General features: G+C 67.1%; 21 protein-coding genes. 13 read left to right on the top strand and 8 right to left on the bottom strand.

All coding sequences use genetic code 11. From position 1 onward, the window contains the following. Positions 1 to 17: 17 nt before the first annotated feature. Complete coding sequence (locus ACQ4W4_RS08410) at positions 18 to 2,027, top strand: glycoside hydrolase family 3 protein (RefSeq protein WP_436541577.1); 2,010 nt, start codon at positions 18 to 20, stop codon at positions 2,025 to 2,027. A 13-nt stretch (positions 2,028 to 2,040) separates the two neighbouring features. On the opposite strand, the gene ACQ4W4_RS08415 is transcribed toward ACQ4W4_RS08410, so the two are convergent. Together ACQ4W4_RS08415 and ACQ4W4_RS08420 are read right to left on the bottom strand one after the other, a co-directional pair. After that, positions 2,041 to 3,159 (bottom strand): Gfo/Idh/MocA family protein, encoded by a 1,119-nt coding sequence (locus tag ACQ4W4_RS08415; RefSeq protein ID WP_436541578.1) that lies wholly within the window; start codon positions 3,157 to 3,159, stop codon positions 2,041 to 2,043. A gap of 41 nt (positions 3,160 to 3,200) precedes the next feature. Continuing rightward, positions 3,201 to 4,388: a phytanoyl-CoA dioxygenase family protein gene (locus tag ACQ4W4_RS08420; protein ID WP_436541579.1), complete on the bottom strand. Its 1,188-nt coding sequence runs from the start codon at positions 4,386 to 4,388 to the stop codon at positions 3,201 to 3,203. A 104-nt stretch (positions 4,389 to 4,492) separates the two neighbouring features. Here ACQ4W4_RS08420 and ACQ4W4_RS08425 point away from each other — a divergent pair, with 104 nt between their 5' ends. The 10 genes from ACQ4W4_RS08425 (at position 4,493) to ACQ4W4_RS08470 (ending at position 15,511) form a co-directional block, all read left to right on the top strand. Then, positions 4,493 to 5,542 (top strand): LacI family DNA-binding transcriptional regulator, encoded by a 1,050-nt coding sequence (locus ACQ4W4_RS08425; protein ID WP_436541580.1) that lies wholly within the window; start codon positions 4,493 to 4,495, stop codon positions 5,540 to 5,542. 73 nt (positions 5,543 to 5,615) lie between these two features. Beyond that, the gene (locus ACQ4W4_RS08430; RefSeq protein WP_436541581.1) at positions 5,616 to 7,433 is read left to right on the top strand and encodes a DUF885 domain-containing protein; all 1,818 of its coding nucleotides are present in this window, start codon (positions 5,616 to 5,618) and stop codon (positions 7,431 to 7,433) included. A gap of 60 nt (positions 7,434 to 7,493) precedes the next feature. Continuing rightward, positions 7,494 to 8,453, top strand: a complete 960-nt coding sequence (locus tag ACQ4W4_RS08435) for a DMT family transporter (RefSeq protein WP_436541582.1) — start codon at positions 7,494 to 7,496, stop codon at positions 8,451 to 8,453. 86 nt (positions 8,454 to 8,539) lie between these two features. Then, entirely contained in the window at positions 8,540 to 8,995 is a 456-nt protein-coding gene (hpaR, locus tag ACQ4W4_RS08440; RefSeq protein ID WP_230492117.1) for a homoprotocatechuate degradation operon regulator HpaR, read from the top strand. A 325-nt stretch (positions 8,996 to 9,320) separates the two neighbouring features. Further along, positions 9,321 to 10,487 carry a porin gene (locus tag ACQ4W4_RS08445; protein WP_436541583.1) on the top strand — a complete coding sequence of 389 codons (1,167 nt, stop codon included), beginning with the start codon at positions 9,321 to 9,323 and terminating at the stop codon, positions 10,485 to 10,487. A gap of 28 nt (positions 10,488 to 10,515) precedes the next feature. Further along, on the top strand, positions 10,516 to 11,040 hold the full coding sequence (locus ACQ4W4_RS08450; protein WP_226939755.1) for a sorbitol dehydrogenase family protein: 525 nt from the start codon (positions 10,516 to 10,518) through the stop codon (positions 11,038 to 11,040). A gap of 9 nt (positions 11,041 to 11,049) precedes the next feature. Beyond that, positions 11,050 to 12,660 (top strand): GMC family oxidoreductase, encoded by a 1,611-nt coding sequence (locus tag ACQ4W4_RS08455; RefSeq protein ID WP_436541584.1) that lies wholly within the window; start codon positions 11,050 to 11,052, stop codon positions 12,658 to 12,660. Next, the gene (locus ACQ4W4_RS08460; protein ID WP_436541585.1) at positions 12,657 to 14,054 is read left to right on the top strand and encodes a c-type cytochrome; all 1,398 of its coding nucleotides are present in this window, start codon (positions 12,657 to 12,659) and stop codon (positions 14,052 to 14,054) included. Before ACQ4W4_RS08455 ends, ACQ4W4_RS08460 begins: the two co-directional genes overlap by 4 nt. A gap of 109 nt (positions 14,055 to 14,163) precedes the next feature. Next, on the top strand, positions 14,164 to 14,616 hold the full coding sequence (locus ACQ4W4_RS08465) for an RrF2 family transcriptional regulator (RefSeq protein WP_326458356.1): 453 nt from the start codon (positions 14,164 to 14,166) through the stop codon (positions 14,614 to 14,616). Continuing rightward, a complete protein-coding gene (locus tag ACQ4W4_RS08470) occupies positions 14,603 to 15,511 on the top strand; it encodes an NAD(P)/FAD-dependent oxidoreductase (protein WP_436541586.1) in 909 nt (302 codons plus the stop codon). The genes ACQ4W4_RS08465 and ACQ4W4_RS08470 overlap by 14 nt, the downstream gene beginning before the upstream one ends. A 27-nt stretch (positions 15,512 to 15,538) precedes the next feature. On the opposite strand, the gene ACQ4W4_RS08475 is transcribed toward ACQ4W4_RS08470, so the two are convergent. Further along, a complete protein-coding gene (locus ACQ4W4_RS08475; RefSeq protein WP_436541587.1) occupies positions 15,539 to 16,306 on the bottom strand; it encodes an SDR family oxidoreductase in 768 nt (255 codons plus the stop codon). A 123-nt stretch (positions 16,307 to 16,429) separates the two neighbouring features. On the opposite strand from ACQ4W4_RS08475, the gene ACQ4W4_RS08480 reads away from it, so the two are divergent. Together ACQ4W4_RS08480 and ACQ4W4_RS08485 are read left to right on the top strand one after the other, a co-directional pair. Further along, on the top strand, positions 16,430 to 17,353 hold the full coding sequence (locus tag ACQ4W4_RS08480) for a LysR family transcriptional regulator (protein ID WP_436541588.1): 924 nt from the start codon (positions 16,430 to 16,432) through the stop codon (positions 17,351 to 17,353). A 16-nt stretch (positions 17,354 to 17,369) separates the two neighbouring features. Next, positions 17,370 to 18,122: a DUF4303 domain-containing protein gene (locus ACQ4W4_RS08485; protein ID WP_436541589.1), complete on the top strand. Its 753-nt coding sequence runs from the start codon at positions 17,370 to 17,372 to the stop codon at positions 18,120 to 18,122. A 3-nt stretch (positions 18,123 to 18,125) separates the two neighbouring features. On the opposite strand, the gene ACQ4W4_RS08490 is transcribed toward ACQ4W4_RS08485, so the two are convergent. The 5 genes from ACQ4W4_RS08490 to ACQ4W4_RS08510 form a co-directional block, all read right to left on the bottom strand. Next, positions 18,126 to 19,247 carry a metallophosphoesterase gene (locus ACQ4W4_RS08490; RefSeq protein WP_436541590.1) on the bottom strand — a complete coding sequence of 374 codons (1,122 nt, stop codon included), beginning with the start codon at positions 19,245 to 19,247 and terminating at the stop codon, positions 18,126 to 18,128. 118 nt (positions 19,248 to 19,365) lie between these two features. Then, positions 19,366 to 20,883 carry an ATP-binding response regulator gene (locus tag ACQ4W4_RS08495; RefSeq protein ID WP_436541591.1) on the bottom strand — a complete coding sequence of 506 codons (1,518 nt, stop codon included), beginning with the start codon at positions 20,881 to 20,883 and terminating at the stop codon, positions 19,366 to 19,368. Then, on the bottom strand, positions 20,870 to 22,693 hold the full coding sequence (locus ACQ4W4_RS08500) for an ATP-binding protein (RefSeq protein WP_436541592.1): 1,824 nt from the start codon (positions 22,691 to 22,693) through the stop codon (positions 20,870 to 20,872). The genes ACQ4W4_RS08495 and ACQ4W4_RS08500 overlap by 14 nt, the downstream gene beginning before the upstream one ends. Next, entirely contained in the window at positions 22,690 to 23,784 is a 1,095-nt protein-coding gene (locus ACQ4W4_RS08505; protein WP_436541593.1) for an ATP-binding SpoIIE family protein phosphatase, read from the bottom strand. Before ACQ4W4_RS08505 ends, ACQ4W4_RS08500 begins: the two co-directional genes overlap by 4 nt. Beyond that, on the bottom strand, positions 23,781 to 24,218 hold the full coding sequence (locus tag ACQ4W4_RS08510; protein WP_436541594.1) for an ATP-binding protein: 438 nt from the start codon (positions 24,216 to 24,218) through the stop codon (positions 23,781 to 23,783). Before ACQ4W4_RS08510 ends, ACQ4W4_RS08505 begins: the two co-directional genes overlap by 4 nt. Positions 24,219 to 24,227: the final 9 nt, after the last annotated feature.

Below are 24,227 nucleotides of genomic sequence, written 5' to 3' on the forward strand. Positions count from 1 at the left end.
AAACAGTCTTGGAGATAATGATGAATTGCACTTTGAAACCGATGGCCCGCGTGGTCGCCGGCTGCGTCGCCACGCTTGCCCTGGCCGCCTGCGGCAACGACACCGGCAGCGAGGGATACACGCAGCCCGTGTTCGGCGCCACCACCTACACCCAGTTGAAAGTCGACGGCTACACCTTCAAGGACATGAACCGCAACGGCAAGATCGACCCGTACGAAGACTGGCGCCTGCCGGCCGAGGCGCGCGCGGACGACCTGCTGTCGCGCATGAGCCTTGATGAAAAAGCGGGCCTGATGATGCACGGCACGGCGCCCACCGTGTCCGACCCTTCCGGCATCGGCCTGGGCGGCGCGTACGACTTGACGGCGCTGCAAGACCTGATCGTCAGGCAGTACGTCAACACCTTCATTACGCGCATGGCGGGCGACACGGCCAACATGGCGGCCCAGTACAACAAGGTGCAGGCCCTGAGCGAAACGTCGCGCCACGGCATTCCCGTCTCTATCAGCACGGACCCGCGCCACCATTTCCAGTACACGGTGGGCGCCAGCGCCGGCACCAAGGGCTTCTCGCAGTGGCCGGAAACCCTGGGCCTGGCCGCCATCGGCGACGATGCGCTGGTGCGCCGCTTCGGCGATATCGCGCGCCAGGAATACCTGGCCGTCGGCATCACGCAGGCGCTGTCGCCGCAGGCGGATCTCGCCACCGAGCCGCGCTGGTCGCGCATCAACGGCACGTTTGGCGAAGACGCGGACCTGGCCAAGCGCATGGTGCAGCAGTATATCGAGGGCTTCCAGGACGGCAATACGGGCCTGCATGACGGCAGCGTGGTGGCCGTCGTCAAGCACTGGGTGGGCTACGGCGCCACGAAGGAGGGCTTCGACGGCCACAATTACTATGGCCGCTACATGACCTACCCGGGTAACAACTTCGCCTACCACGTGAAACCGTTCGAGGGCGCCTTCACGGCCAAGGCGGCGTCCGTCATGCCGACCTACGCTTTGCCGGACGGCAATATCACGATCGACGGCATCACGCTGGAACAGGTGGGAGCCGGTTTCAGCAAGACCATGCTGACGGATCTGCTGCGCGGCAAATACGGCTTCGAGGGCGTGATCCTGTCCGACTGGGGCATCACGTCCGACTGCGACGCCAACTGCCGCAACGGCACGGCGCCTGGCGTGGCGCCTTCCTTCATCGGCTTCGGCACGCCGTGGGGCATGGAAGACGCCACCAAGGCCGAGCGTTACGTGAAGGCCGTGACGGCTGGGATGGACCAGTTCGGCGGCGTGACGGAAGCGCCGTACCTGACGCAAGCCGTGCAGCGCGGTCAGCTGACGGAGGCGCGCATCGACGCTTCGGCGCGGCGCATCCTGATCCAGAAATTCAAGCAGGGCCTGTTCGAGCATCCGTTCGTCGATGCGGCCAAGGCGGCCGCCACGGTGGGCAAGGCTGACTTCATCGAGGCGGGCCTGGACGCCCAGCGCCGCTCGCTGGTCCTGCTGGAAAACAAGGAGAAGGTCTTGCCGCTGGCCGCCACCGTCAAGAAGGTCTACCTGTACGGCATCGATGCGGCCGTGGCGCGGCAGTATGGCTACACGGTGGTCGCCACGCCGCAGGAAGCGGACGTGGCCCTGCTGCGCGTGGCCGCGCCGTATGAAACCCTGCACCCGAACTACATCTTCGGCAGCATGCAGCACGAGGGCCGCCTCGATTATGTCGATGGCAACGCCGACTACGAGGCGATCAAGAATGCTGCCAAGTATGCGCCGAAGACGGTGGTCACCGTGTACCTGGACCGCCCGGCCATCCTCGGCAACGTGCAGGACAAGGCCAGCGCCATCCTTGCCAACTTCGGCGTGAGCGACGGCGCGCTGTTCGATGTCCTGACGGGCAAGGCCAAGCCGCAAGGCAAACTGCCGTTCGAGCTGCCGTCGTCGATGGCCGAAGTGCAGGTGCAGAAATCGGACGTGCCGTACGATACGGCCCATCCGCTGTACAGGTTCGGTTACGGGCTGGCGTACTAAAACGCCGCTGTCGTCAGCGCAGCGTAATCCAGCTGCGCTCCTGCATGGAGCGCAGCGCCGCGGCTATCAGCCGGTCCACCTCGTAGCCGTCGCGGAAGGTGGGCCAGACCGGCTGGCCGCTGGCGATCGCCTGCAGAAAATCGCGCGCTTCGATGACGATCTGCTCGTTGTAGCCCGTGCCATGTCCGGCGCCCTGGGAAAACGCCAGGTAGTCGGGGTGGGCGGGCCCCATCAGCAGGCGCTGGAAACCCTGGCGCTGCGCCGGGCGGCTGGCGTCGTACAGCCACAGTGCATTCTGGTTTTCCTGATCGAAGGCGATCGCGCCTTTCGTGCCCGTGATACGGTAGGTGTAACCCATCTTGCGCCCGGCCGCCACGCGGCTGAAGGTCAAGGCGCCCAGCGCGCCGCTGGCAAAACGCAGCATCACGTTCCCCTGGTCGTCATTCTCCACCGCTTCCATGCCGTGCGGGCCTTGCCGCTGCGCGTGCACGGTGTTCATGTCGGCCACCAGCGCGTCGACGGGGCCGCCCAGGCGCAGGGCCAGGTTGAGCAGGTGCGAGCCCACGTCGGCCAGCGCGCCGGCGCGCGTTGCCGTCGCTTCCCGCGTGCGCCACGAGGCGGGGGCGCGCGGATCGTGCAGGTAGTCTTCCACGTGTTCGGCGGCGACGTGGATGATCTCGCCGATCTCTCCCGATTCGATGATGTGCCGCGCCAGCTGGCTGGCGGGCGTGCGGATGTAGTTATAGCCGACCATGTTGGCCACGCCCGCGCTTTCCGCCGCCTGCGCCAGCATCAGGGATTCGGCGGCCGTCATGCCCAGCGGCTTTTCGCAGAATACGGGTTTGCCCAGGGCCAGCGCCGCCAGCACGATGTCCTTGTGCGTGGCCGGCGGCGTGGCGACGACGATGGCGTCGATGGCCGGGTCGTTGACCAGCGTGCGCCAGTCGCCGGTGGACCTGTTCCAGCCCAGTTCCTGGGCGTTGCGCGCCGCGCTCTCTTCGCTGCTGGTGGCGATGCAGGCGCACACGGGATTGAGCGCCGTGGGAAAGATGCTGCGCACGGCCTTGTAGGCGATGGTGTGGGCCTTGCCCATGTAGCCGGCGCCGATCAGGCCGATGTGGATGTCTTGCATAGGGAGTCTCCGAGGATGTCGCGGTATGTCGCGGTATGGGATCAGGCTTGCCGGCGCCAGGCGTGGCTGTCCAGCGCGTCGAGGAGGCGCGCGGCGGGCCATTCCTGCGCCAGCGCTTCGTGCATCAGCTGCTGCTGCGTGGGCGGCGCCATGCCATTGATGGGCTGGTCGCGGTCAAGGTTGCTGGGGAAGGCATAGCCTTCGGCGCAGGCGGCAATCGCGTGGCTGATGCCGATGTCATCCAGGGCGCCTTGGGCGCGCAGCGCCTGCAGTGCCGGATACAGCGCGGCGCTCATGGCGCGGCGGTCCAGCGCTTCCATGGCGCGCCCGAACGGCGACGATACTTGCAGCAGGTTGGCCATGCGGCGGATATCGGGCGAGCGGTTATGTCCGGCCGCATGAAACAGGGCGGGGTTGAAGAACACGGCGTCGCCTGTGGACAGGGGCAGCTGCACGCAATGCCGGGCGAAATAGTCGCGAAACGGCCGCTGCTGCCAGGCGAGAAAACCGGCCCGGTAGCGCTGCGACCCGGGCAGGTAGAGGGTGGGGCCGGAGGCGAGCGGCATGTCGCAATGGGCGACGGCGCCCTGCAAGGTCAGGAGGGCCGACATCTGGTGCACGGGCGCCGGGTAGGCGGCGCAGGCGGCGGCGCTCTGGAAGCCCAGGTGATAGTCGCGGTGCGGCGCCTGGGCCGCGCCGCCCGGGTTGACGACGTTCACTTGCGCCGTCATCTGGTAGGCGGGGCCGAGCCAGGACTCGGCTATCCAGGCGAAGACGGGATTGGCGTAATAGCGCGCGAAGGCCTCGGGCGCCCGCAGACACAGTTTTTGCTGGGCATTCCAGATGCGGTCATTCGCTCCCGCCTCGGCGAAATGGTCGCCCGCCGCCTGGCCGCTGGCATGCTGTTCGGCGATCAGGGCATGAAACACGCGATTCACCTGTTCCAGCGCGTCCATGTCCGTGACGGCCCGCTGCAAGACCACCACGCCGGGGCCATCCATCAGCGCCTCGCCCCATTCGGCCTGCAGCGCGCGCAGCGATGCCGCATTGCCGGCCAGCGCGCGCACCCTGTCGCAGTCGTACACGAGGATATTTTCCCGTACCTCCGCGGCGTGGGGATAGTCGGCCAGCGCCGTGCGTTGGCTGACGGTGCGGATGAAATCATCGAGCTGGCAGTCTTGCTGCGACAGCCAGAAGGGGGCGGGCGGCGCGGCGTCCTTGGTGATCATGCGGTGTCTCCGTTGTTTAAATTGTAGAATCAGTATAGGGATGAAAATCCGCATTTTTGATCAAAAAATCCATCAAAAAACCATCATTTTTAATCGGACAGAGCATGACGCATCCTTTTCCCGTCAAGGTCGTGGCGCTGCAGGCCGGCGTCAGCGTGGCCACGGTCGACCGCGTGATCAAGCAGCGCGGGGGCGTTCACGCCAATACCGTGCGCCGCGTGATGCAGGCGCTCGATGAACTGGCGCGGCAAAGCACGCAGGTGGGCCTGTCCGGCAGAAAGTTCATGCTCGACGTGCTGATGGTGGCGCCGCGCCGCTTCACGGACGCCGTGCGCGGCGCGCTGGAGGCGGAGCTGCCGTCCTTGCATCCGGCCGTGCTGCGCTCGCGCTTTCACCTGCATGAAACGCTGGACGTGGACGGCATCGTCGAGCTGCTCGAACGCATCCGCAAGAACGGCAGCCACGGCGTGCTGCTCAAGGCGCCGGACGTGCCGCCGGTGGCCGACGCCGTTGCGCGGCTGGCGGCGGCCGGCATTCCCGTCGTGACCCTCGTGACGGACTTGCCGGCTTCCGCGCGCCGCAGCTATGTGGGCATGGATAACCGCGCGGCGGGCGAGACGGCCGCCTGCCTGATCGGCCAGTGGCTGGGCGCGGGCAGGCGGCCAAGGAAACAGCAGGTGCTGGTGACCCTGAGCAGCAACCGTTTTCACGGCGAGGAAGAGCGCGAGATCGGCTTTCGCCGCGCGCTGCGCGAGCGGCACCGCCATTTATCCATCGTCGAAGTGAGCGAGGGCCACGGCATCGACGGGGCCACGGGCGCGCTGGTGCGTCAAGCCCTGGCAGATCATCCGGCCATCGCCGCCGTGTATTCGATCGGCGGCGGCAATGCCGCCATCGTGCAGGCCTTTGCGCGGGCGGGGCGGCCCTGCCAGGTCTTCATCGGTCATGACCTGGACGCGGACAACGTGGCGCTGCTCAAGTCGGGCGCCATCCACGCCGTATTGCACCACGACCTGGGCCAGGACATGCGGCGCGCCTGCCAGGAAATCCTGCGGGCGCAGGGCGCGCTGCCGGCCCTGGCGCAGGCGCCGTCCCTGTCCGCCATCCAGATCGTCACGCCGTGGAACCTGCCCGTCTTGAACGGGGTGAATTGACAGGCCTGCGAGGCTGGCCGATACTCGCCGCTTCGCTCATCGCTCATCGCTCACCTCAGGAAGGAATCCCCCGATGTCCGTCACTCCGAAATTGCACCAGACCGTGCTTGCCGCCGCGCTTGCAGCCGCGTTGGCCATGCCCGCCATGGCCGCAGGCCCTGCCGCTCCGGCCACCGCCAGCGCGTCGTCCGCCTGGGTCGAGGCCAGCAACCGCAACGCGGCCATCGTGCTGGCGGCGCAGGCGCAGTTCTCGCCCGAAGACGCGTCCGACAGGGGCCTGGCCCAGTACGACGGTCTGGCTGCCGACCTGGGGCCGAACATCGCCGGGCGCCAGGTGGCGGCCATGCGGAAGGCGCGCGCGCAGTTGCAGCAGAAGCTGGAACTGGAACGCGACGAACGCATACGCCAGGACCTGGAAATTCTGATCGGCGCCGTCGACCAGGAAATCGCCGGCACCGAGCTGGAAGCCAGATACACCCTGCCGTGGGTCGATGTGCCGCAGATGGTCTTTGGCAGCATGCAAAGCCTGCTGCAGGAGCAGCGTCCGGCCGCGCGCCGCGCCAAGGCGCTCGAACGCCTGCAGCGCTATGTGGGCCAGTTCCCGGGCAGCACGCCGATCACGCAGCAGGCCAAGGCGCGCTTCACGGAAAAAATCGGCACGCCCGGCCTGGCGGGACCCGTGCGCCTGCAGGTGGCGCAGTCGCTGGAAAACGTGCCGACGTATATCGCCGGCATCCGCAAGCTGTTCGCCGACATGCACATCGCGGGTGCCGAACCGGCGCTGGCCGCCATGGAGCAGCAGCTGAACGAATATGCGGCGTGGGAAAAGCAGGTGGTGCTGCCCTTGTCGCGCACGGATTTCCGCATGGCGCCCGAACTGTATGCGTTTCGCCTGAAACAGGTGGGCATCGACATCGAGCCGCGCGCGCTGGTCGAGCGGGCGCAGGTGGCCTACCTGGAAACGCGCGCCGCCATGCAGGCGCTGGCGCCCGTGGTGGCGGCGAAAATGTCGCTCAAGGGCGTCGACGGCGCGGATTACCGCCAGGTGCTGCGCGCGCTGAAGGCCGATTCCATCCCGAACGCGCAGCTCGAGGCGCACTACAAGGGCGTCAATACGCAGCTGGAACAGCGCATCGCCCGGCAGCGCGTGGTCGACATCCCTGCGCGCGCCATGACGATGCGCCTGGCGTCAAGCGCCGAATCGGCGGCCCAGCCGGCGCCGCATATGCGTCCGCCTCCGCTGATCGGCAATACGGGAGAACATGGCCAGTTCGTCCTCCCCGTCAGCAATCCGGCCGCCAGCGGCAAGGGCGAAGCGTATGACGATTTCAATTTTGCGGGCGCCGCCTGGACGTTGAGCGCGCACGAAGGCCGCCCTGGCCACGAGCTGCAGTTCAGCGCCATGGTGGAGCGGGGCGTGTCGCAGGCGCGCAGCCTGTACGCGTTCAACAGCGTCAACGTGGAAGGCTGGGCGCTGTACGCGGAAGCCGAGATGATCCCGTACGAGCCGGCCGAAGGCCAGTTCATCGCGCTGCAGTTCCGCATGCTGCGCGCGGCGCGCGCCATGCTCGACCCGATGCTGAACCTGGGGCAAGTCACGCGCGAAGAGGCGGGGCGCATCCTGACGGACGAAGTGATGCTGTCGAAACCGATGGCGCGCCAGGAACTGGACCGCTATACCTTCAACATGCCGGGCCAGGCGGGCAGCTATTTTTATGGCTATACGCGCATCCTGCAGCTGCGTGCGGAAACGGAGCTGGCGCTGGGAGACAGATTCGACCGCCTGGCCTTCAACAACTTCCTGCTGGGCCAGGGCTTGCTGCCGCCGGACTTGCTGGCCAAGGCCGTGCGCGAGCACTTCATCCCCGAGCAGAGAAAAGCCGGGGGCTGACGGCGGTCTCCTGCGCATGCCATACTGTCGCCCTTGAATGACGACGTGAAAGCAGCAGGCATGTGGCGCGGGATCGTATCTGGTTTGCTGGCCGGCGCCTTCTGGGGCGCCGTTTTCATTGTGCCCGTCTTGCTGCCCGATTTTTCGCCGGTCGAGCTGATGGTGGGCCGCTACGTCTGCTATGGCGTGCTGGCGGCCGGGCTGATGCTGCCGCGCCTCTTGCCCCTGTTGCGGCGGCTGCGGCGCGGCGACTGGCTGGCCATGCTGCGCCAGGCGCTGGCCGGCAACGTCGTGTACTACCTGCTGCTGGCGTATGGCGTCAAGCTGGCCGGCGTCGCGCCCACTTCCCTGATCATCGGCTTGCTGCCGCTGAGCGTGACCCTGTTCGGCCACAAGGACCACGGCGCACCGCCCTTGCGCCGCCTGGCCTTGCCGTTGCTGGTGGTGGCTGCGGGCATCGCCTGCATCAATGTCGATATCTTCAGCCAAGCAGGCGGCGCGGGCGGCGCCAGCCTGACGCACAGGCTGGCCGGCGTGCTGTGCGCCGTCGGCGCGCTCGCCTGCTGGACCTGGTATGCGCTCGACAACGCCCGCTTCCTCAAGCGCCATGCCCATGTGAGCGCCGTGGAGTGGGCCATGCTGTATGGCCTGGCCAGCGGCGTCATCGCGCTGATCGTGGGCGCCGTGATGCTGGCGCTGCAGCCGGCGGGTGGCGTCGACGGCGGTCCGGCGCGCGACTGGCCCCGCTTCTGGCTCGTCTGCCTGCTGCTGGCGCTGGGCGCTTCCGTGATCGGCAACTACCTGTGGAACCTGGCGTCGCGCCGGGTGCCCGTCACCCTGTCGGGTCAGCTGATCCTGTCGGAGACGCTGTTCGCGCTGCTGTACGGCTTCGTCTACGCGCAGCGCATGCCGCGCCCGCTGGAGTGGGCGGCCATGCTCTTGCTGACGGCGGGCGTGCTGTGGTCCGTGCAGCGCCATGCGCACGAGGAGGGAAAAGGGCGTGGGGCAGGGCGGACGTAGCGAAAAATACATCGTTGCCGGCCTGCCGTTTGCCCTGGCCCGGCCGTATAATGACGCTCATTTGCCGGCCACCCTGGGAGTTCCGCTTGCAGCTACCGATCCGTTATCCGAACATGCCGCAACTGCTGCTGAAGGCCCGCGACAGCCTGCTCCAGCATTTCCGTCCCATCCTCAATCACTTCGGCGTGACGGAGCAGCAGTGGCGCATCATGCGCGCGCTGAACGAAAGCCCGACCCTGGAACCGCGCGAACTGTGCGAGATCTGCCAGATTTCCAGTCCCAGCATGAGCGGTATCCTGGCGCGCATGGAAGAAATCGGCTTGATCGGGCGCAGCAAGTTCGAAGGCGACCAGCGCCGCCGCAAGGTGCACCTGTCGGAAGCGGGCGCCAGCCTGCTGCTGCAGATGGGGAAACTGATCGACCTGCAATATGCCCACCTGGAAGCGGCTTACGGCAAGCAAGTGTTCGAAGACATGCGCCGCGCCCTGGAAGCATTTATTGCCCTCGAAACCCTGCCGGTGGCGCCCGCCATCCTGCGCTGAACCCACAACTTTTCCTTGCCTGAGCTTTGACCGGGCGCGCGTTTTTCGACACGCGTTGCCGCTGCTTTTCCCATGCCTGTTCCGCCCATTCCCGCAGCTTGTCCGGCGTGCGCCAGCACGCCTGCCGGTTTTGCTATAAGACTAATCTATGTTTTGCTATAAGACTACGCCTTACAGTCAATCACTTACATGTGAGTAAATAAGCGTATAATTTGTCCCACTTGATTCAAATCAAGAAGAACAGCGGCCCCCGTATCCATGGATAGGGCGGCAACGCGGCGCCACGCCCGTATTTCGCCAGATAAAACAGGAAAGTCAGGAAAAAATGAACACACCATGCATGCGCGCTGCGGCGCTGGCCGTCTCCACGCTGATTGGCGCAAACGTTTGCGCCCAAAGCAATGTCACCATTTACGGTGTGGTCGACGCGGCCACCGCCTACGCGAGCAACCAGGGCGGCAAGTCGAACACCTATATGCGCAGCGGCAGCTTGTCCGCCAGTAAGATCGGTTTCCAGGGCGTGGAAGACCTGGGCGGCGACCTGAAGGCGCTCTTCCTGCTGGAAAACGGCTTTGAAAGCGATACGGGCGCGCAAAGCTCGGCCAGCTCGCTGTTCAACCGCCAGGCCTACGTGGGCCTGCAATCGACAGCCTACGGCACCTTGACGGCCGGCCGCCAGTACACGCCGTACTACCTGCTGGTGGGCTCGCTGGCGTCGAGCAACGTCTTGACGGGCGCCACCGGCGCGCACCCGGGCGACATCGACGGCCTCGACACCACCGTGCGCATCAGCAATTCCGTCACCTACAGCATGCCGGCCTGGCGCGGCTTGCAAGCGAGCGCGCAATACGGCTTTGGCGAAGCGGCCGACGGCAATGCCGTGGGCAGCAGCTTCAGCGCCGCCGTCAAGTACAGCACCTCGCCGGCCGAATTCGCGCTCGGCTACCTGAAACTGAAAAATGGGCAGAACGGCAGCGGCTGGAGCGACAAGGGCTCGGCCAGCTTCGGCATCTCGGCCATCAACCAGGGCTACGCCTCGGCGGAAAGCATCGAATTCATCGCCGCCAGCGCGCGCTACACCATGGGCAAATGGATGGTGGGCGCCAATGCCAGCAACGTGCAATACCAGGCGGGCAGCCGCTCGGCCTTCCGCGACACGGCCATCTTCAACACGGCCGGCCTGATCGCCAGCTACCAGTGGACGCCGCAGTGGTTCCTGGCCGCCGGCTACAGCGACACCTTCGCCAGCCGCGCCAACGGCATCGCCGACCGCGCGCGCTACCGCCAACTGTCGTTCGAGCAGAATTATGCGCTGTCGAAGCGCACCGCGATCTACCTGATCGAAGCGCGCCAGCTGGCGCGCGGCCAGACCCTGGGCCAGGACGGCGGCATCGTCGGCGCCGTCGCCTCGGTCGGCGATGCGCAAAACGGCACGCCGTCGTCGAACGGCGGCCAGACGGTGGTCATGGTCGGTCTCAAGCATTCTTTCTGAACGGTTGCTGAACTCACGGGAGCTTCAATTGGACGCTATACACAATAAGGAGGGCCGCGGCCCTCTGAACCCCGGCCGCCGCATGGTGCTGGCCGGCCTGCTGTCGGCTTCGGCCGCGGCGCTGATCCCCTGGGCATTGGCCGAACCGGTCGCCAATGCGGAGCAGGGCGCCTTCCTGGGCGTGTCGGCCATGCTGGTCGGGCGGCAAGTGCTCGACCCGGCGTTGGCCAAGCGCCTGTATGACGCGCTGGTGGCGCAGGACGCCGCCTTCCCCGCCAAGGTGCGCGCGCTGCTGGCCTTGATCAATGCACAGGGCTTGCAGGCGGCCGGCCTGCAGGAAGCGCTCGACGCGCTCGACCCGGCCCAGGCGCCGCTGGCGGCCCTGCCGCGCCAGATCGCCAGCGCCTGGTACCTGGGCATCGTCGGCACGGGCGAGGCGGCAGTCTGCGTCGCCTATGAGCAGGCGCTCAACGCGGCCGTCGTGGCCGACGTCCTGAAGCCTCCCACGTATTCCTATGGCGCCTACGGCAGCTGGGCCAGAAAACCAATTTAAGGAGCCATCATGGCTGAAGAACTCTCCGCCGATTACCTCGTGATCGGCTCCGGCATCATCGGCTCGCTGGCCGCGCGCAAGCTCGCGCTGGCTGGCGCCTCGGTGCTGATCCTGGAAGCGGGCCCGCGCGTGTCGCGCGGCGAAATCGTCGCCCGTTTCCGCAACACGACGCGCCGCAGCGACTGGATGTCGCCGTATCCCTCGGTGGACACGGCGCCGCACCCGATCTACCAGCCGAAGGACAACGGCTACCTGGTGCAGGCCGGCCCGTATCCGTACCCGGCCGAATACATCCGCCAGTTTGGCGGCACCTCGTGGCACTGGGCCGCGCAGGCGTGGCGCAACGTGCCGAACGATTTCCGCATCCATACCCTGTACGGCGTGGGCGTCGACTGGCCCATCAGCTACGAAGACCTGGAGCCGTTCTACCAGGAAGCGGAAGACATCATGGGCGTGTCCGGCGCCGACAACACGGGTTCGCCGCGCAAGCAGGCGTTTCCGATGGACCCCGTGACGGAGCCGTACGCGATGCGTCGCATCCGCGAACGCCTCGACCCCACGTACAAAGTGGTGGGCAACACGGTGGCGCGCAACAGCGTCGGCTATGACGGGCGCCCGGCCTGCTGCGGCAACAACAGCTGCCAGCCGATCTGCCCCATTGACGCGCAATACCACGGCGGCATCGCCGCGCAGCAGGCGGAAGACGCGGGCGTCAAGATCGTCTGCAATGCCAACGTCTACAAGCTGGAACACGACGCGCAGGGCCGCATCACGGCCGCCCTGTACTACGATGTGGATAAAAAAAGCCACCGGGTGACGGCGAAGACTTTTATCCTCGCCGCCAACGGCATCGAAAGCCCCCGTTTGCTGCTTGTTTCCGCCTCGGATAAGTACCCGAACGGCCTGGCCAACAGCAGCGACATGGTGGGCCGCAACCTGATGGACCATCCGAGCACCTCGATCACCTTCGACGCCGATGAAGACCTGTGGCTGGGCCGGGGGCCGCAAAGCCCCAATTCCATCAACACCATGCGCGACGGCGACTTCCGCAGCCGGCATTCGCCATACCGCCTGGACTTCACGAACATCTCGCGCGTCGATGGCGCGACCAAAGAGTTGATCGGCAAGGGCGTGTTTGGCGCCGAATTCGAGCAGCAGCTTCGCTTCCGCTCGGCCCGCGAAATGAGCTTGAAAAACGTGCTGGAAGTGTTGCCGAACCCGGAAAACCGCATTGCCTTGAGCCGCGAAAAGGACGCCATGGGCATCCCCAAGCCGCAGGCCCACTATGCGATCGACGAGTACACGAAGCGGGGCCACGAGCGCTCGAAGCAGGATTTCGAGCAGATCGCCAGGCTGATGGGCGGCACCAATCTGCGCCACAGCAAGGAAGGCGTGTTCGCCAACAACCAGCACATCTGCGGCACCCTGTCGATGGGTTCCGATCCGGCCAAGGCCGTGTGCGACCAGTGGGGCCGTACCTTCGACCATGCCAACCTGTTCCTGTGCAGCACCGGCGTGCTGCCCACGTCCGGCACCTGCAATTCGACGGAAAACGGCCTGGCCGTGGCGCTGCGCACTGTCAAGCATATCCTCGACGAACAACAGGGAGGAACAGCATGATGTCGACCTTCAGAACGGCGGCCGGCGCCGCCTTGCTGGCACTGGCCTTGCCCGTGCTGGCGGCGAACGCCCCCGGCGCCGACGTGCAAGCCATCGAACGTGGCCGCTACCTGGCGACGGCGGGCGACTGCATCGCCTGCCATAGTGTCCCTGGCGGCAAGCCGATGGCGGGCGGCCTGGCCCTGGCGACGCCATTGGGCGCCGTCGTGGCCACCAACATCACGCCGTCGACAACGCACGGCATCGGCAACTACACGCTGGCGCAGTTCTCCGATGCCGTGCGGCACGGCGTGCGGGCCGATGGCGCGCACCTGTACCCGGCCATGCCCTACACAGCCTACGCCAGGGTGACGGACGACGACACGGCCGCCCTGTACGCCTACTTCATGCATGGCGTGGCGGCGGTGGACACGGCGCCGGCAACACAGACGGACTTGCCATTCCCGTTCAATCTCCGCCTGTCGATGGCGCTCTGGAATTGGCTCTTCCTCGACAAGAAACCGTTTGTCGCCGACGCGGCCAAGAGCATGGAGTGGAACCGCGGCGCCTACCTGGCGCAAGGGCTGGCCCACTGCAGCACCTGCCACACGCCGCGCAATGCGCTGATGGCCGAGCAGCTGTCGAAGGAACTGGGCGGCGCCGACCTGGGCACGTGGTACGCGCCGAACATCACGTCGGACGTCAACAGCGGCGTGGGCGGCTGGAGCCAGCAGGAACTGGCCGGCTACCTGCGCACGGGCCGCGCCGCGCACCGGGGGCAGGCAGCCGGCCCGATGGCCGAAGCCATCGACCATAGCCTGAAGCACCTGAGCGACGCCGACCTGGACGCCATCGCGCACTACGTAAAGAGCGTGCCGGCCATCCGCGACAAGGCGGACACGCAGCCGGTGACGCAATGGGGCAAGGCGGGCGACGAGCTGGCCGCCATCCGCGGCGTGCCGCTGCCGCAAAACCTGAACAGGATGTCGGGTGCGCAGCTGTACGATGCGCACTGCGCCAGCTGCCACCAGGCCAGGGGCGAGGGCAGTTTCGACGGCAGCCTGCCGCCGCTGTTCCACAACTCGGTGACGGGCCGCGGCAACAGCAACAACCTGGTGATGGCCATCCTCGATGGCGTGGAACGGCAGGATGGCAAGGGCAGTCATGCCGGCCACCTGATGCCGGCCTTCCGCCAGACCCTGTCGGACGAGCAGATCGTCACCCTCGGCAATTACGTGCAGAAGATGTACGGCAATCCCGACGTCAGGGTGACGGCGGAACAGGTGACGACCCTGCGCAACGGCGGTCCGCCGTCCAACCTGATCGGCCTGGCCCGCGCGGCCATCATCGTCGGCGTGCTGGTGCTGCTGGCATTGCTGCTGTGGTGGCGGGGACGGCGTCGCAAGGCGGCGTAAGCGTCCAACCGCAGCAAAGGCCGGGGCCAGACTGGAACGTCTGGCCCTTTTTTTGCCCATAATTGCAACTCGTTTGCATATGCGGAATTTATGTACTATCATTAGTTACATGAGACGCGACAGCAAATTATCATCGATCCTCCATGTGCTGCTGCACATGGCCCACGCGGGACGCCCGATGACGTCCGAGGAACTTTCCGGCTGCCTGGACACCAACCCCGTGCTGGTGCGGCGCGTGATGGCCGGCTTGCGCGAGCGCGGCTACGTGGCCTCGGTCAAGGGCCATGGCGGCGGCTGGCGCATCGTCTGCGACCTGCACCGCGTGACCCTGCAAGACATCTACGTGGCCGTGGGTTCGCCCACCATCTTCGCCATGGGCAACCGCGTCGACCAGCCGGGCTGCCTGGTGGAGCAGGTGGTCAACCAGTCGCTGGCCGGCGCCTTCGACGAGGCCGAGGCGCTGCTGATCCGGCGCTTCGGCGCCGTCACCCTGGCCGACCTGGCCGGCCGTTTCAGCCAACAATATGCCATCCACCGAGGAGCACCCCATGCACATCTTTGACGCCATCATCGTCGGCGGCAGCTACGCGGGCCTGTCGGCCGCCACGCAGTTGGCGCGCGCGCGCCGCCGCGTGCTGGTGATCGACGGCGGCCAGCGCCGCAACCGCTACGCCAGCCATTCCCACGGTTTCCTGACCCAGGACGGCAGCGGGACGGCCGCCATCGCCGCCGAGGGCAAGGCCCAGCTGCTGGCGTATGCCACCGTGTCCTGGCTCGATGGCGCGGCCGTGCAGGCGGCGGCCAGCCCCGATGACGATGGCTACGACGTGACCCTGGCGGACGGCACGCTCGTACGGGGCCGCCGCCTGGTGCTGGCCACCGGCGTGATCGATGAACTGCCGCCCGTCGATGGGCTGGCTGAACGCTGGGGCGGCAGCGTCTTTCACTGTCCGTACTGCCACGGCTATGAACTGGAGCAGGGCGCCATCGGCGTGCTGGCCATCGGCCCCTTGTCCATGCACCATGCGCTGATGCTGCCCGACTGGGGCACGGTCACCTTTTTTCTCAATGGCGCGTTCGAGCCCGATGCGGCGCAGCTGGCGCAACTGGCCGCGCGCGGCGTGACGGTGGTGCGCACGCCCGTGGAGCGGATCGACGGCGTGGCGGACGTGGTCATGGCCGACGGCAGCCGCCATGCGATGGCCGGCCTGTTCGTGGCGACCCGTACCCGCCTGGCCAGTCCTCTGGCCGCGGAGCTGGGCTGCGCGCTGGAAGAGGGCGCGATGGGCCCGTTCGTGCGCACCGACGCGCAAAAGGCCAGCAGCGTGCCTGGCGTCTTTTGCTGCGGCGACGCGGGCCGCATGGCTGGCAGCGTGGCGTTCGCGGTGGCCGATGGCGCCATGGCTGGCGTGGCGGCGCACCGCTCGCTGATGTTCGGACTGGCCCCGGCGGCGTAATGGCGGGGCCGTCGTGCATGCCGGCGCTCAGGCGGCAAAACCGCCATCGATCTTCAGCCCGGCGCCCGTGACGAAGGCCGCTTCCGGGCTGGCCAGGTAAGCCACCATGCCGGCGATTTCATCGGCCGTGCCGTGGCGTGGCAGGGCCATCAGGCCGTGCATCAGGTCGGCGAAGTCGCCCGTCGGCGGGTTCATGTCCGTGGCGACGGGGCCCGGTTCCACGTTGTTGATGGTGATGCCGCGCGGGCCAAGGTCGCGCGACAGGCCTTGCGTCAGGCCGCTCAGCGCCGATTTGCTCATAGCGTAGGCGGCCGCGCCGCCGAACGGCATGCGGTGCGCATTCGTGCTGCCGATATTGATGATGCGCCCGCCCGTCTGCATGTGCGCCACGGCCGCCTTGATGGCCACGAACACGGCGCGCACGTTGACGGCCACGGTCTTGTCGAAGTCCGCCAGCGAAAAATCGTCGATGGCGCCGGGCAGGAACACGCCCGCGTTGTTGACGAGGATATCGACGCGGCCAAACTGCGCCGCCACCTTGTCGATGGCCGCCGTCAGGGCGGTGGCGTCGGCCGCATCGGCCTGCACGCCCAGGGCCTTGCCGCCGCTTGCCTCCACCGTGTCGGCCAGCGCCTGCGCTTCGGCGGCCGAGCTTTGATACGTGAAGACGACATTGGCGCCCTGGCTGGCCAGGCGGCGCACGATGGCCGCGCCGATGCCGCGCGAGCCGCCCGTCACGAAGGCGATCTTGTCATGCAGTGGGAAAGAGGTGCTGGTGGTGGCTTGGGTTTGCATGATGTGCTTTCTAAAGGAAGAGTCGAGGAATTCAGTATCTGCCTTTCATTGCCTGCGCGCTAGCCATGAATCATTACAATCACTTTCAACTCTAAGTATCAGCTGAGCGGGTAGAATAGGCGCATGGATGCTCTCAATCACTTGCAATCGTTTGTGCTCTCCGCCGAGCTGGGCAGCTTTTCGGCGGCCGCGCGCCGCCTGGGGCTGACGCCGGCGGCCGTCAGCAAGAATGTGGCGCGGCTGGAAGCGAGCCTGGGACTGCGGTTGTTCCAGCGCAGCACGCGCCGCCTGACCCTGACGGAAGGGGGCGAGCGCTTCCTGCAGCAGATAGGCGGCGCCCTGTCCACCCTGCGCGAGGCGATCGCCGGCGTGGCGGAAGAGGGCGGCCAGCCGGCCGGCATCCTGAAAATCAGCATGGCGCCCTCGTTCGGACGCAGCTACGTGGTGCCGCTGCTGGGCGACTTCATCGCGCGCTACCCTGGCGTCGTCCCCGACTGCCATTTCGACAACGGGCAAGTGGACTTGATCGGCGAAGGATTCGATGTCGCCATCGGCGGCGGCATCGAGCTGACGCCGGGCGTGGTGGCGCGCGAACTGGGCCACGCCTACGTCGTCGCGACGGCGTCGCCCGCCTTCATGCGCGGCAAAGCCATGCCCGTCCATCCTTCGGACCTGGCGCAGTTCGACGGCGTGGCGCGCCGCTCGGCCGGCAGCGGCCGATTGCGCAGCTGGATATTGCGCGACGGTTCGGGCGGCGAAGGCGTGGCCGAATGCCGGCCGCGCGCCATCTTCGACGATCCGGAAGCGATGGCGCAGGCGGCCATCCTGGGCGTCGGCGTGGCGCTGCTGCCCATGCCGCACGCGCTGGCCCATTTGCGCAGCGGCGCCCTGATCCGCTTGCTGCCCGGCTGGCATGCCGATTCCGGTCCCCTGTCCGTGTACTATCCCAGCAAGAAGCTGCTGCCGGCGAAGACGCGCGTCTTCGTCGATTTTTTGCTGGAGCAGTTCCGCCAGCGCGATTTCGCCGCGCAGATACGGCCCGATTAACCAATCAACATTTTCCATGCATAGCAACTACAGCCTGTTTTACACCTTCGACGGCGATCAACCCTTGCATTTCCGCGAAGCGCGCGTCTTCGGCGCCACCCTCTGGACGGCCGCCGGCGCGGCCATGACCTGGGGCGAAGAGACGCGCAACGATTACGCCAGCGAAGCTGAAGCGCACGCCGCCTACGTGGCGCATGGCCGGGCCGCGCTGGCCGACGGCTACGTGCTGGCGCGCGAAAGCGTCATCGATCCGGCCGTCTTCGACTTCGCGCTGCTGCAAACCCTGGTGGCGCACGCCGCGCGCCGGGCTTTTGACTGCGTGCGGCGTGCGCATCCCGGGCAGCACATCGACGCTTTCGCGCTGGTGAGCGACGACAGCGCCATGACGATCGGCGCCATGGCCAACAGTCGCGAAGCGCTGGCCGCCTCGGAATACGGCGAAGAGATGCGGTGGAATCCGGCCGAATGGCCGTTTGACGACGGCGGGGCCTACTTCGACAGCGCCTACCGCCTGTTGCTGCAGGTGCATCGCGCGCTGCCGTTCGACGTCGATTTCGCCACCTTCCGCGCCGGCGCGTTCGACGCCTGTATCGCGGCGCTGGCGCAGCTCGACGCCGAAGGCTGTTTTGGGGCGGGTGCGCAGCGCGAGGAAGCCGTGCTGCTGTTCGAGGTCAGCGACAGCGAGCCGGTGGACGGCGCGCTGGCGCGTTTGAATCCTCCGGCGGTGGTGGCGCGTTACGCGGCGTGGATGGCCAGCTGGGCCGACTAGGTGCTACGCCGCCACCAGCCGCAAGCGGGTAATCTCGGCCGGCGCGCCGATGCGTTTCGGCGGCCCCCAGTAACCGGTGCCGCGGCTCACATAAATCCACAGGCGGCCGCGCCGGTGCAGGCCCGCCACGTACGGTTGTTGCAGCGGCACGAACAGATTCCATGGCCAGAATTGGCCGCCGTGCGTGTGGCCCGACAGTTGCAGGTCGTAGCCGGCCGCTTCCGCCTCGGGCGCGCTGCGCGGCTGGTGCGCCAGCAGGATGCGCGGGATGTCGGCGGGCGCGCCGGCGATGGCCGCTTGCGGGTCGCTTTTCTGCGCCGGATCGAAGGCGCCGGCATTGAAATCGGTGACGCCGGCCAGCGCCAGACGCGCGCCGTCGTGCTCGAGCACCGCGTGCTCGTTCATCAGCACGCGCAAGCCCAGGCGGCGAAATTCTGCCACCCACGGCGCGGCGCCCGAATAGTATTCGTGGTTGCCCGTGACGAGGAAGACGCCATGGCGCGCGCGCAGCTCGCCCAGCGGCGCCGTATGGCTGCCCAGTTGCGCCACCGTGCCGTCGACCACGTCGCCCGTGATGGCGATGACGTCCGCCTGCAGGCCGTTGGCGCGCGCTACGATGGCGTCCACATAGGCGCGCTTGATGGTGGCGCCCACGTGGATGTCGCTCAGCTGCACGATGCTGTAACCCTGCAGGGCGGCCGGCAAGCCGGTAATCGGCACCGTCACTTCGCGCACGCGCGCCACACGGCGGGCGTTGATGAAGCCGACGACGGTGGCCAGCAGCGCCAGGGCTAGCGCCGCCACGGCCGAGGCCTGGGCGTGCGGGCGGGTGGCGGGAACCAGCATCAGCAGTTCGCGCAGCATGGTGAGCACGAACAGCGAGGAAAAAAAGCCCATGCACAGCGAACCGGCCCAGCTCAAACGGTCGGCCAGGCGCGCATCGTTGGTGACGGCGCGGGCGAAGATGGTCATCGGCATCAGCATGGTCGAGGCCAGCAAGACGGCGCCGCCCAGCAGCCAGCCGGCCAGGCCGACGGGCAGCGCAGGCAGCAGCAGCCAGCCCAGCAGGGCATGCAGGGCGCCCAGTATCATGGTGATGCGCAGCAGCGGCGTGCGGGTTTTCATGTGATCGTTCCAATGGTGGGGGACCCGGCGCGGCGGATGCGATGCGGCGCCATCGCCGGCCGCCGATTATAGCCGACGCCTCGGCAACCGGCAGCCGGCTATCCCGCTCATGGTGCGTTCATGGTGTTATATGCAGCCCCAGCATGGCCAGCTTGCCGAAATCGACCGGCTTGGCGAAGTGCTCGTTGAACCCGGCCTGCAGGGCCGCCTGGCGGTCGTGTTCCTGGCCATAGCCGGTCAGCGCCACGAGCTGGAATTGCTGCGGTATCGGCAACTGGCGCAGTTTGCCGGCCACGTCGTAGCCGCTCATGTCGGGCAGGCCGATGTCGAGAAAGACGATGTCGGGCTTGAATTCCAGCGTGCGCTCGGTCGCCTGCGCGCCCGTGTAGGCCGTGCGCACCGTGTGGCCGTACATTTCCAGCAGTTCGGCCAGGGTGTCGGCCGCATCGCAGTTGTCGTCGACGACGAGGATGCGCTGGCTGCCGCCGCTGGCCGCCTCGGGCGCCGGCGCGGCGGCGGGTGCTGGCACGTTGGCGTCGAGGGGCAGGATCACTTCGAAGGTGCTGCCCAGCCCCACGCCGGGACTATGCACGCTGACCTGGCCGCCGTGCAAGGTCACCAGGTTGCGCACCAGCGACAGGCCGATGCCCAGGCCGTCCTGCACCCGGTCGGGCGAATGGCCGCTCTGCTCGAACAGGCCGAAGATGCTGTCGATGCTGGCGGCGGCGATGCCGATGCCGTTGTCGCAGAGGCGGATGCGCACGTTGTCGCCTTCGCGCGCGGCGGAAATGGCGATGCGTCCGCCCGGCGCCGTGAACTTGGCCGCGTTGAGCAGCAGGTTGGCGACGATCTGCGACAGGCGCACGGCGTCGCCGCAGACCCACAGTTCTTCCTGGGGCAGGTTGACGTCGAGCGCGTGGCCGCGCGCTTCGATGCTGTGCGAACTCGTTTCCAGCGCGCTGCGGATGACGCTGGCCAGGCGCACGCTTTCCCATTGCAGCGAGATTTTGCCCTGCGAAATGCGCGACACGTCGAGCAGATCGTCCACCAGCCGCACCAGGTGGTCCGTGTGGCGGCCGATGGTGCGGCGCGCATTGTCCTGCACGGCCGGCACGACGGGGTCGAGCTTGCACAGCAGGGCCAGCGCCGTGCGGATGGGGCCCAGCGGGTTGCGCAGTTCGTGCGCCAGCGTGGCGAGGAATTCGTCCTTGCGGCGGTCCACGTCTCGCAGCGCGCGCTCGACCCGGCCCAGGCGCAGCAGCGCCTTGACGTTGGCGATCAGTTCATCGGCCTCGATCGGCTCGACCAAGTAATTGTCGGCGCCGCCGTCCAGGGCGCGGATCTTGTCGGCCGTGCCGATGCAGGATGCCGACGTCTGCAGCACCAGGATGGTGTTCGTTTCGGCGCCGCCCTTCAATTGGCGGCACACTTCCAGGCCGTTGATGTCGGGCAGCTTGACGTCGAGGAGGATCAGGTTGGGGCGGTCCTGGCGGGCGCGCAGCAGCGCGTCGCCGCCGTTCGACGCTTCGATGACCTTGAAGCCGGCGCGTTGGAGGATGCGCGACTTGGCGTAGCGGGCGCCGTCGCTGTCATCGACGTTGAGGATCAGAGCATCGCTGTTGTTATCCGGTAGCATGCGCATTGTCCCAGGTGGTTGTGCCTTGCGGCGGAACCGGCTCTTGCCGGTGGTGTTGGTTGCCGATCAGCGCGCGCAGGGTTGCCAGCAATTGCTGGCGCGGCAGCGGCTTGACGTAATAGGCGTCGGCGCCCAGGGCCAGGCCCTTGCGGACGTCGTCGATCTCGGTGGCGACGATGACGGGAACCTGGCGCCGCAGCGGGTCGTTTTTCAGCTCGGCCAGCCAGTGCCAGGCCGTTTCGCCGTGCAGCAGGATGTCGAGGATGACGGCGGCGGGGCGCTGCTGTTCCCAGCGTTCCTGCGCCTCGCGCACGCTGCGCGCGGGAACGACGCGAAACTCGCTGCCGGCCAGGAATTTTTCATACAGCAGGCGCACGGGCGGATTGTCTTCCACCACCAGCACGGGTATGCGCTGGTCGTTGCCATTGTCGTTGGCCGGCGCGCTCGGCGGCAGGCTGCCCTCGGGCGCATGGTAGCTGGCGGGCAGGACGACGGAAAACAGCGAGCCGTGGCCCGGCGTGCTTTCCACGCTCACCGTGCCATTGAGCAGGGTGGCCAGGTTGCGGCACAGGGGCAGCCCCAGGCCCGTGCCCTTGACCTTGCGCTGCATGTGGTTTTCCACCTGGCTGAATTCCTCGAAGATCAGCTGCACGTCCTCGGCGGCGATGCCCAGGCCCGTGTCGGAGACGGAAAAGCGGATGGCATCCTGCTCCGGCAAGGGCGTGGCGCTGACAATGATGGCGCCGGCCTCCGTGAATTTGAGCGCGTTGGCGATGAAGTTGCGCAGGATTTGCGACAGCTTGCCTTCATCCGTGTGGATGTGCAGCGCAGGGTCGGGGGCGATGAAGGTCAAGGTCAGCGACTCGGACACCAGCAGCGGGCGCAGCATGCCGCGCAGGGCGCTGAACAGGTCGGCCACCTGGAAGCTGTTGGCGTGCACGTCGACCTTGCCCGCTTCGATCTTGGCCAGGTCCAGCAAGTCGTTCACCAGGTCGCTCAGGCTGACGGCGCTTTGCAGGATGAACAGCACCTGCTTTTCCTGTTCCTCCGACAGTTCGCCGTCGATGCGGTCGAGCAGCAGCTTGGACAGGGCGCGGATGGAGCTGAGCGGCGTGCGGAATTCATGGCTCATATTCGACAGGAAGCGCGATTTCATCTGGTCGGCGCGGCGCAGGTGGTCGGCTTTTTCATCGAGTTCGGCGAACAGCGCCACCACGCCCCGGTTGGTGTCTTCGAGTTCGCGCGTCAGCTGCAGCAAATCGTCCTGGCGCGTCTTCAGTTCGGCCAGGGTGCTCAGCAGTTCGCGGTTCTGCTGCTGCACTTCGGAGAGCGTGATATCCGACGGCAGCGCCTGCAGGCTGCCGGACAGGGTGCCGATGCTTTGCCCGTCGAGCAGGGGCGCGTCGCGCGGGAACAGCTTGTGCAGCGTGATCTGCGTACCGTCGCCGGGCGCGCTGTGGATATGGCAGCGGTCCATCAGGCGCTGCGCGCCCCGGATGCCCAGGCCCATGCCCGTGGGCGAGCGGTAGGTGCCGGCCAGTATCCGGTCGAGCTGCGCGATGCCGGGGCCCTGGTCCTCGATGCGGATGCTGAGCACATGCGGCGCCGTCTGGCCATCGATGGCGAAATGCACCTTGCCGCTGCCCGCGTAGTTGTAGACGTTGCGCGCCAGTTCCGACACGGCCGTGGCGATGCGCACCTGGTCCTGCACGCCGAAACCGCACAGGGCGGCGATCTGCCGCGCGCGCTGGCGTGCGCCCACCACGTCGAGTTCACTGCCGATATGGGCGGTCAATATGCGTTGTGTCATGCCCCACCTGTCCTTTCTGCTGTTTCTGCCGTTACAGCCTGATATTCCTCATGCTCGCGCAGCACCACCACCGTGACGTCGTCGCGCCCGCGCGTAAAATCGCGGTACAGCACGGCGGCGATCAGGCTGGGATGGCATTGCGCCAGGCCCGGATACTGTTCCAGGTCCCAGCGCGTGTGCAAGCCGTCCGAGTGCATGATCAAGGTCGCGCCCAGCTGCCACGGATAGCAGAATTCCTGCACCTTGCGCAGATTGCTGCCGACGATGCCGTTATGCGACAGCAAATGCCGGCGCTGCTGCGCGTCGAAGGCGCAGGCGGCGATGTTGCCCACGCCGGCATAGCGCAATTCGCGGCGCGCGCTGTCGATGTGCGCCACCGCCATGGCCGCGCCGCGCGTGGTGCGCAGCGCGCCGTGGGCCAGTTCGATGAAGGGGGCGGGCAGGGGCGGCAGGCCTGGCGTGTCGTGTTCCAGCAGCGCGCTGGCGCGCTCCGACGCGCGCGCCGCCAGCGGGCCGTGACCCAGGCCATCGGCCACCATCAGGCTCAGTTCATGGCCTTCGCACACGACGTTCCAGGCGTCGCCGCACACTTGTTCCGAGGCCAGCGGCAGGCACACGGCGCCGATGCGCCAGTTCGGATGGGCGGGAATGGCGCTGCTGGCGTTGGGGCCCCAGACCACCACCATCAGCACCGTGCCCTTGCCGGGCGCCGTGTACAGGTCGAATTCCTGGCCCAGGCGGCGTATCGCGCCCAGTCCCACGCCGTAGGTGCCCGTGGTGGAATGGCCATCCTGCATGTGCTGGCGCACATTGGCCATGCCGGGGCCGTTGTCGATGGCCAGCATTTCGATGCCGCTGGTGCCGCCGCGCAGCACCTTGCGCAGCAGGATTTCGCCGCGCTGCGCGTGCTTGACGATATTGGTCGCCGCTTCGCTGATGATGATGGCCAGCTGGCCCGTGCGCACGTCGTCGAAGCCGATGCGGCGCGCCAGTTCGTTGCCGGCGCGGCGGGCCGCGGCGATCTCGCTCGGTTCGCCGATGGGAAAACTTCTTTGCCTGAGAATGTCAGGCTGTGGTTCCTGGTGGTTCAAAACAGCTTCCATTTCGCGATGGTGACGGTGGTGCCCGCGCCGGGCGCCGTGTCGATGTGAAATGCGTCGGCCAGGCGCTTGGCGCCGCCCAGCCCCAGTCCCAGCCCGCCGCCGCTGGTATAGCCATCGGTCAGCGCCAGGGGAATATCGTCGATGCCCGGTCCCGCGTCGACAAAGCGCAGTTCCAGTCCCTGGCGCGCGCCATCGCAGACGCGCGCGATGCGCGCTTCGCCGCCGCCGCCGTAGCGCAGGGTGTTGCGCGCCAGTTCGCTGGCCGCCGTGATGATCTTGGTCTGTTCGATCAGGCCAAACCCCATGGCGACCATGCTGTCGCGCACCTGCTTGCGCAGGCGCACGACGTCTTCGTCGCTGTGCAGGGGCAGCACTTGCGGCGCCCCGGCCTGCGCCCGCTGCGGAGTCTGCGCGCCTAGCACGGCGCCCCC

This window comes from Janthinobacterium glycogeni (genome assembly GCF_051380725.1).
Lineage (GTDB): Bacteria > Pseudomonadota > Gammaproteobacteria > Burkholderiales > Burkholderiaceae_D > Janthinobacterium.

Excerpts from the sequence above, each read along its gene's own strand:
- ACQ4W4_RS08410 (WP_436541577.1), top strand. The coding sequence starts at position 18 with ATGATGAATTGCACTTTGAAACCGATGGCCCGCGTGGTCGCCGGCTGC.
- ACQ4W4_RS08415 (WP_436541578.1), bottom strand. The coding sequence starts at position 3,159 with ATGCAAGACATCCACATCGGCCTGATCGGCGCCGGCTACATGGGCAAG.
- ACQ4W4_RS08420 (WP_436541579.1), bottom strand. The coding sequence starts at position 4,388 with ATGATCACCAAGGACGCCGCGCCGCCCGCCCCCTTCTGGCTGTCGCAG.
- ACQ4W4_RS08425 (WP_436541580.1), top strand. The coding sequence starts at position 4,493 with ATGACGCATCCTTTTCCCGTCAAGGTCGTGGCGCTGCAGGCCGGCGTC.
- ACQ4W4_RS08430 (WP_436541581.1), top strand. The coding sequence starts at position 5,616 with ATGTCCGTCACTCCGAAATTGCACCAGACCGTGCTTGCCGCCGCGCTT.
- ACQ4W4_RS08435 (WP_436541582.1), top strand. The coding sequence starts at position 7,494 with ATGTGGCGCGGGATCGTATCTGGTTTGCTGGCCGGCGCCTTCTGGGGC.
- ACQ4W4_RS08445 (WP_436541583.1), top strand. The coding sequence starts at position 9,321 with ATGAACACACCATGCATGCGCGCTGCGGCGCTGGCCGTCTCCACGCTG.
- ACQ4W4_RS08455 (WP_436541584.1), top strand. The coding sequence starts at position 11,050 with ATGGCTGAAGAACTCTCCGCCGATTACCTCGTGATCGGCTCCGGCATC.
- ACQ4W4_RS08460 (WP_436541585.1), top strand. The coding sequence starts at position 12,657 with ATGATGTCGACCTTCAGAACGGCGGCCGGCGCCGCCTTGCTGGCACTG.
- ACQ4W4_RS08465 (WP_326458356.1), top strand. The coding sequence starts at position 14,164 with ATGAGACGCGACAGCAAATTATCATCGATCCTCCATGTGCTGCTGCAC.
- ACQ4W4_RS08470 (WP_436541586.1), top strand. The coding sequence starts at position 14,603 with ATGCACATCTTTGACGCCATCATCGTCGGCGGCAGCTACGCGGGCCTG.
- ACQ4W4_RS08475 (WP_436541587.1), bottom strand. The coding sequence starts at position 16,306 with ATGCAAACCCAAGCCACCACCAGCACCTCTTTCCCACTGCATGACAAG.
- ACQ4W4_RS08480 (WP_436541588.1), top strand. The coding sequence starts at position 16,430 with ATGGATGCTCTCAATCACTTGCAATCGTTTGTGCTCTCCGCCGAGCTG.
- ACQ4W4_RS08485 (WP_436541589.1), top strand. The coding sequence starts at position 17,370 with ATGCATAGCAACTACAGCCTGTTTTACACCTTCGACGGCGATCAACCC.
- ACQ4W4_RS08490 (WP_436541590.1), bottom strand. The coding sequence starts at position 19,247 with ATGAAAACCCGCACGCCGCTGCTGCGCATCACCATGATACTGGGCGCC.
- ACQ4W4_RS08495 (WP_436541591.1), bottom strand. The coding sequence starts at position 20,883 with ATGCTACCGGATAACAACAGCGATGCTCTGATCCTCAACGTCGATGAC.
- ACQ4W4_RS08500 (WP_436541592.1), bottom strand. The coding sequence starts at position 22,693 with ATGACACAACGCATATTGACCGCCCATATCGGCAGTGAACTCGACGTG.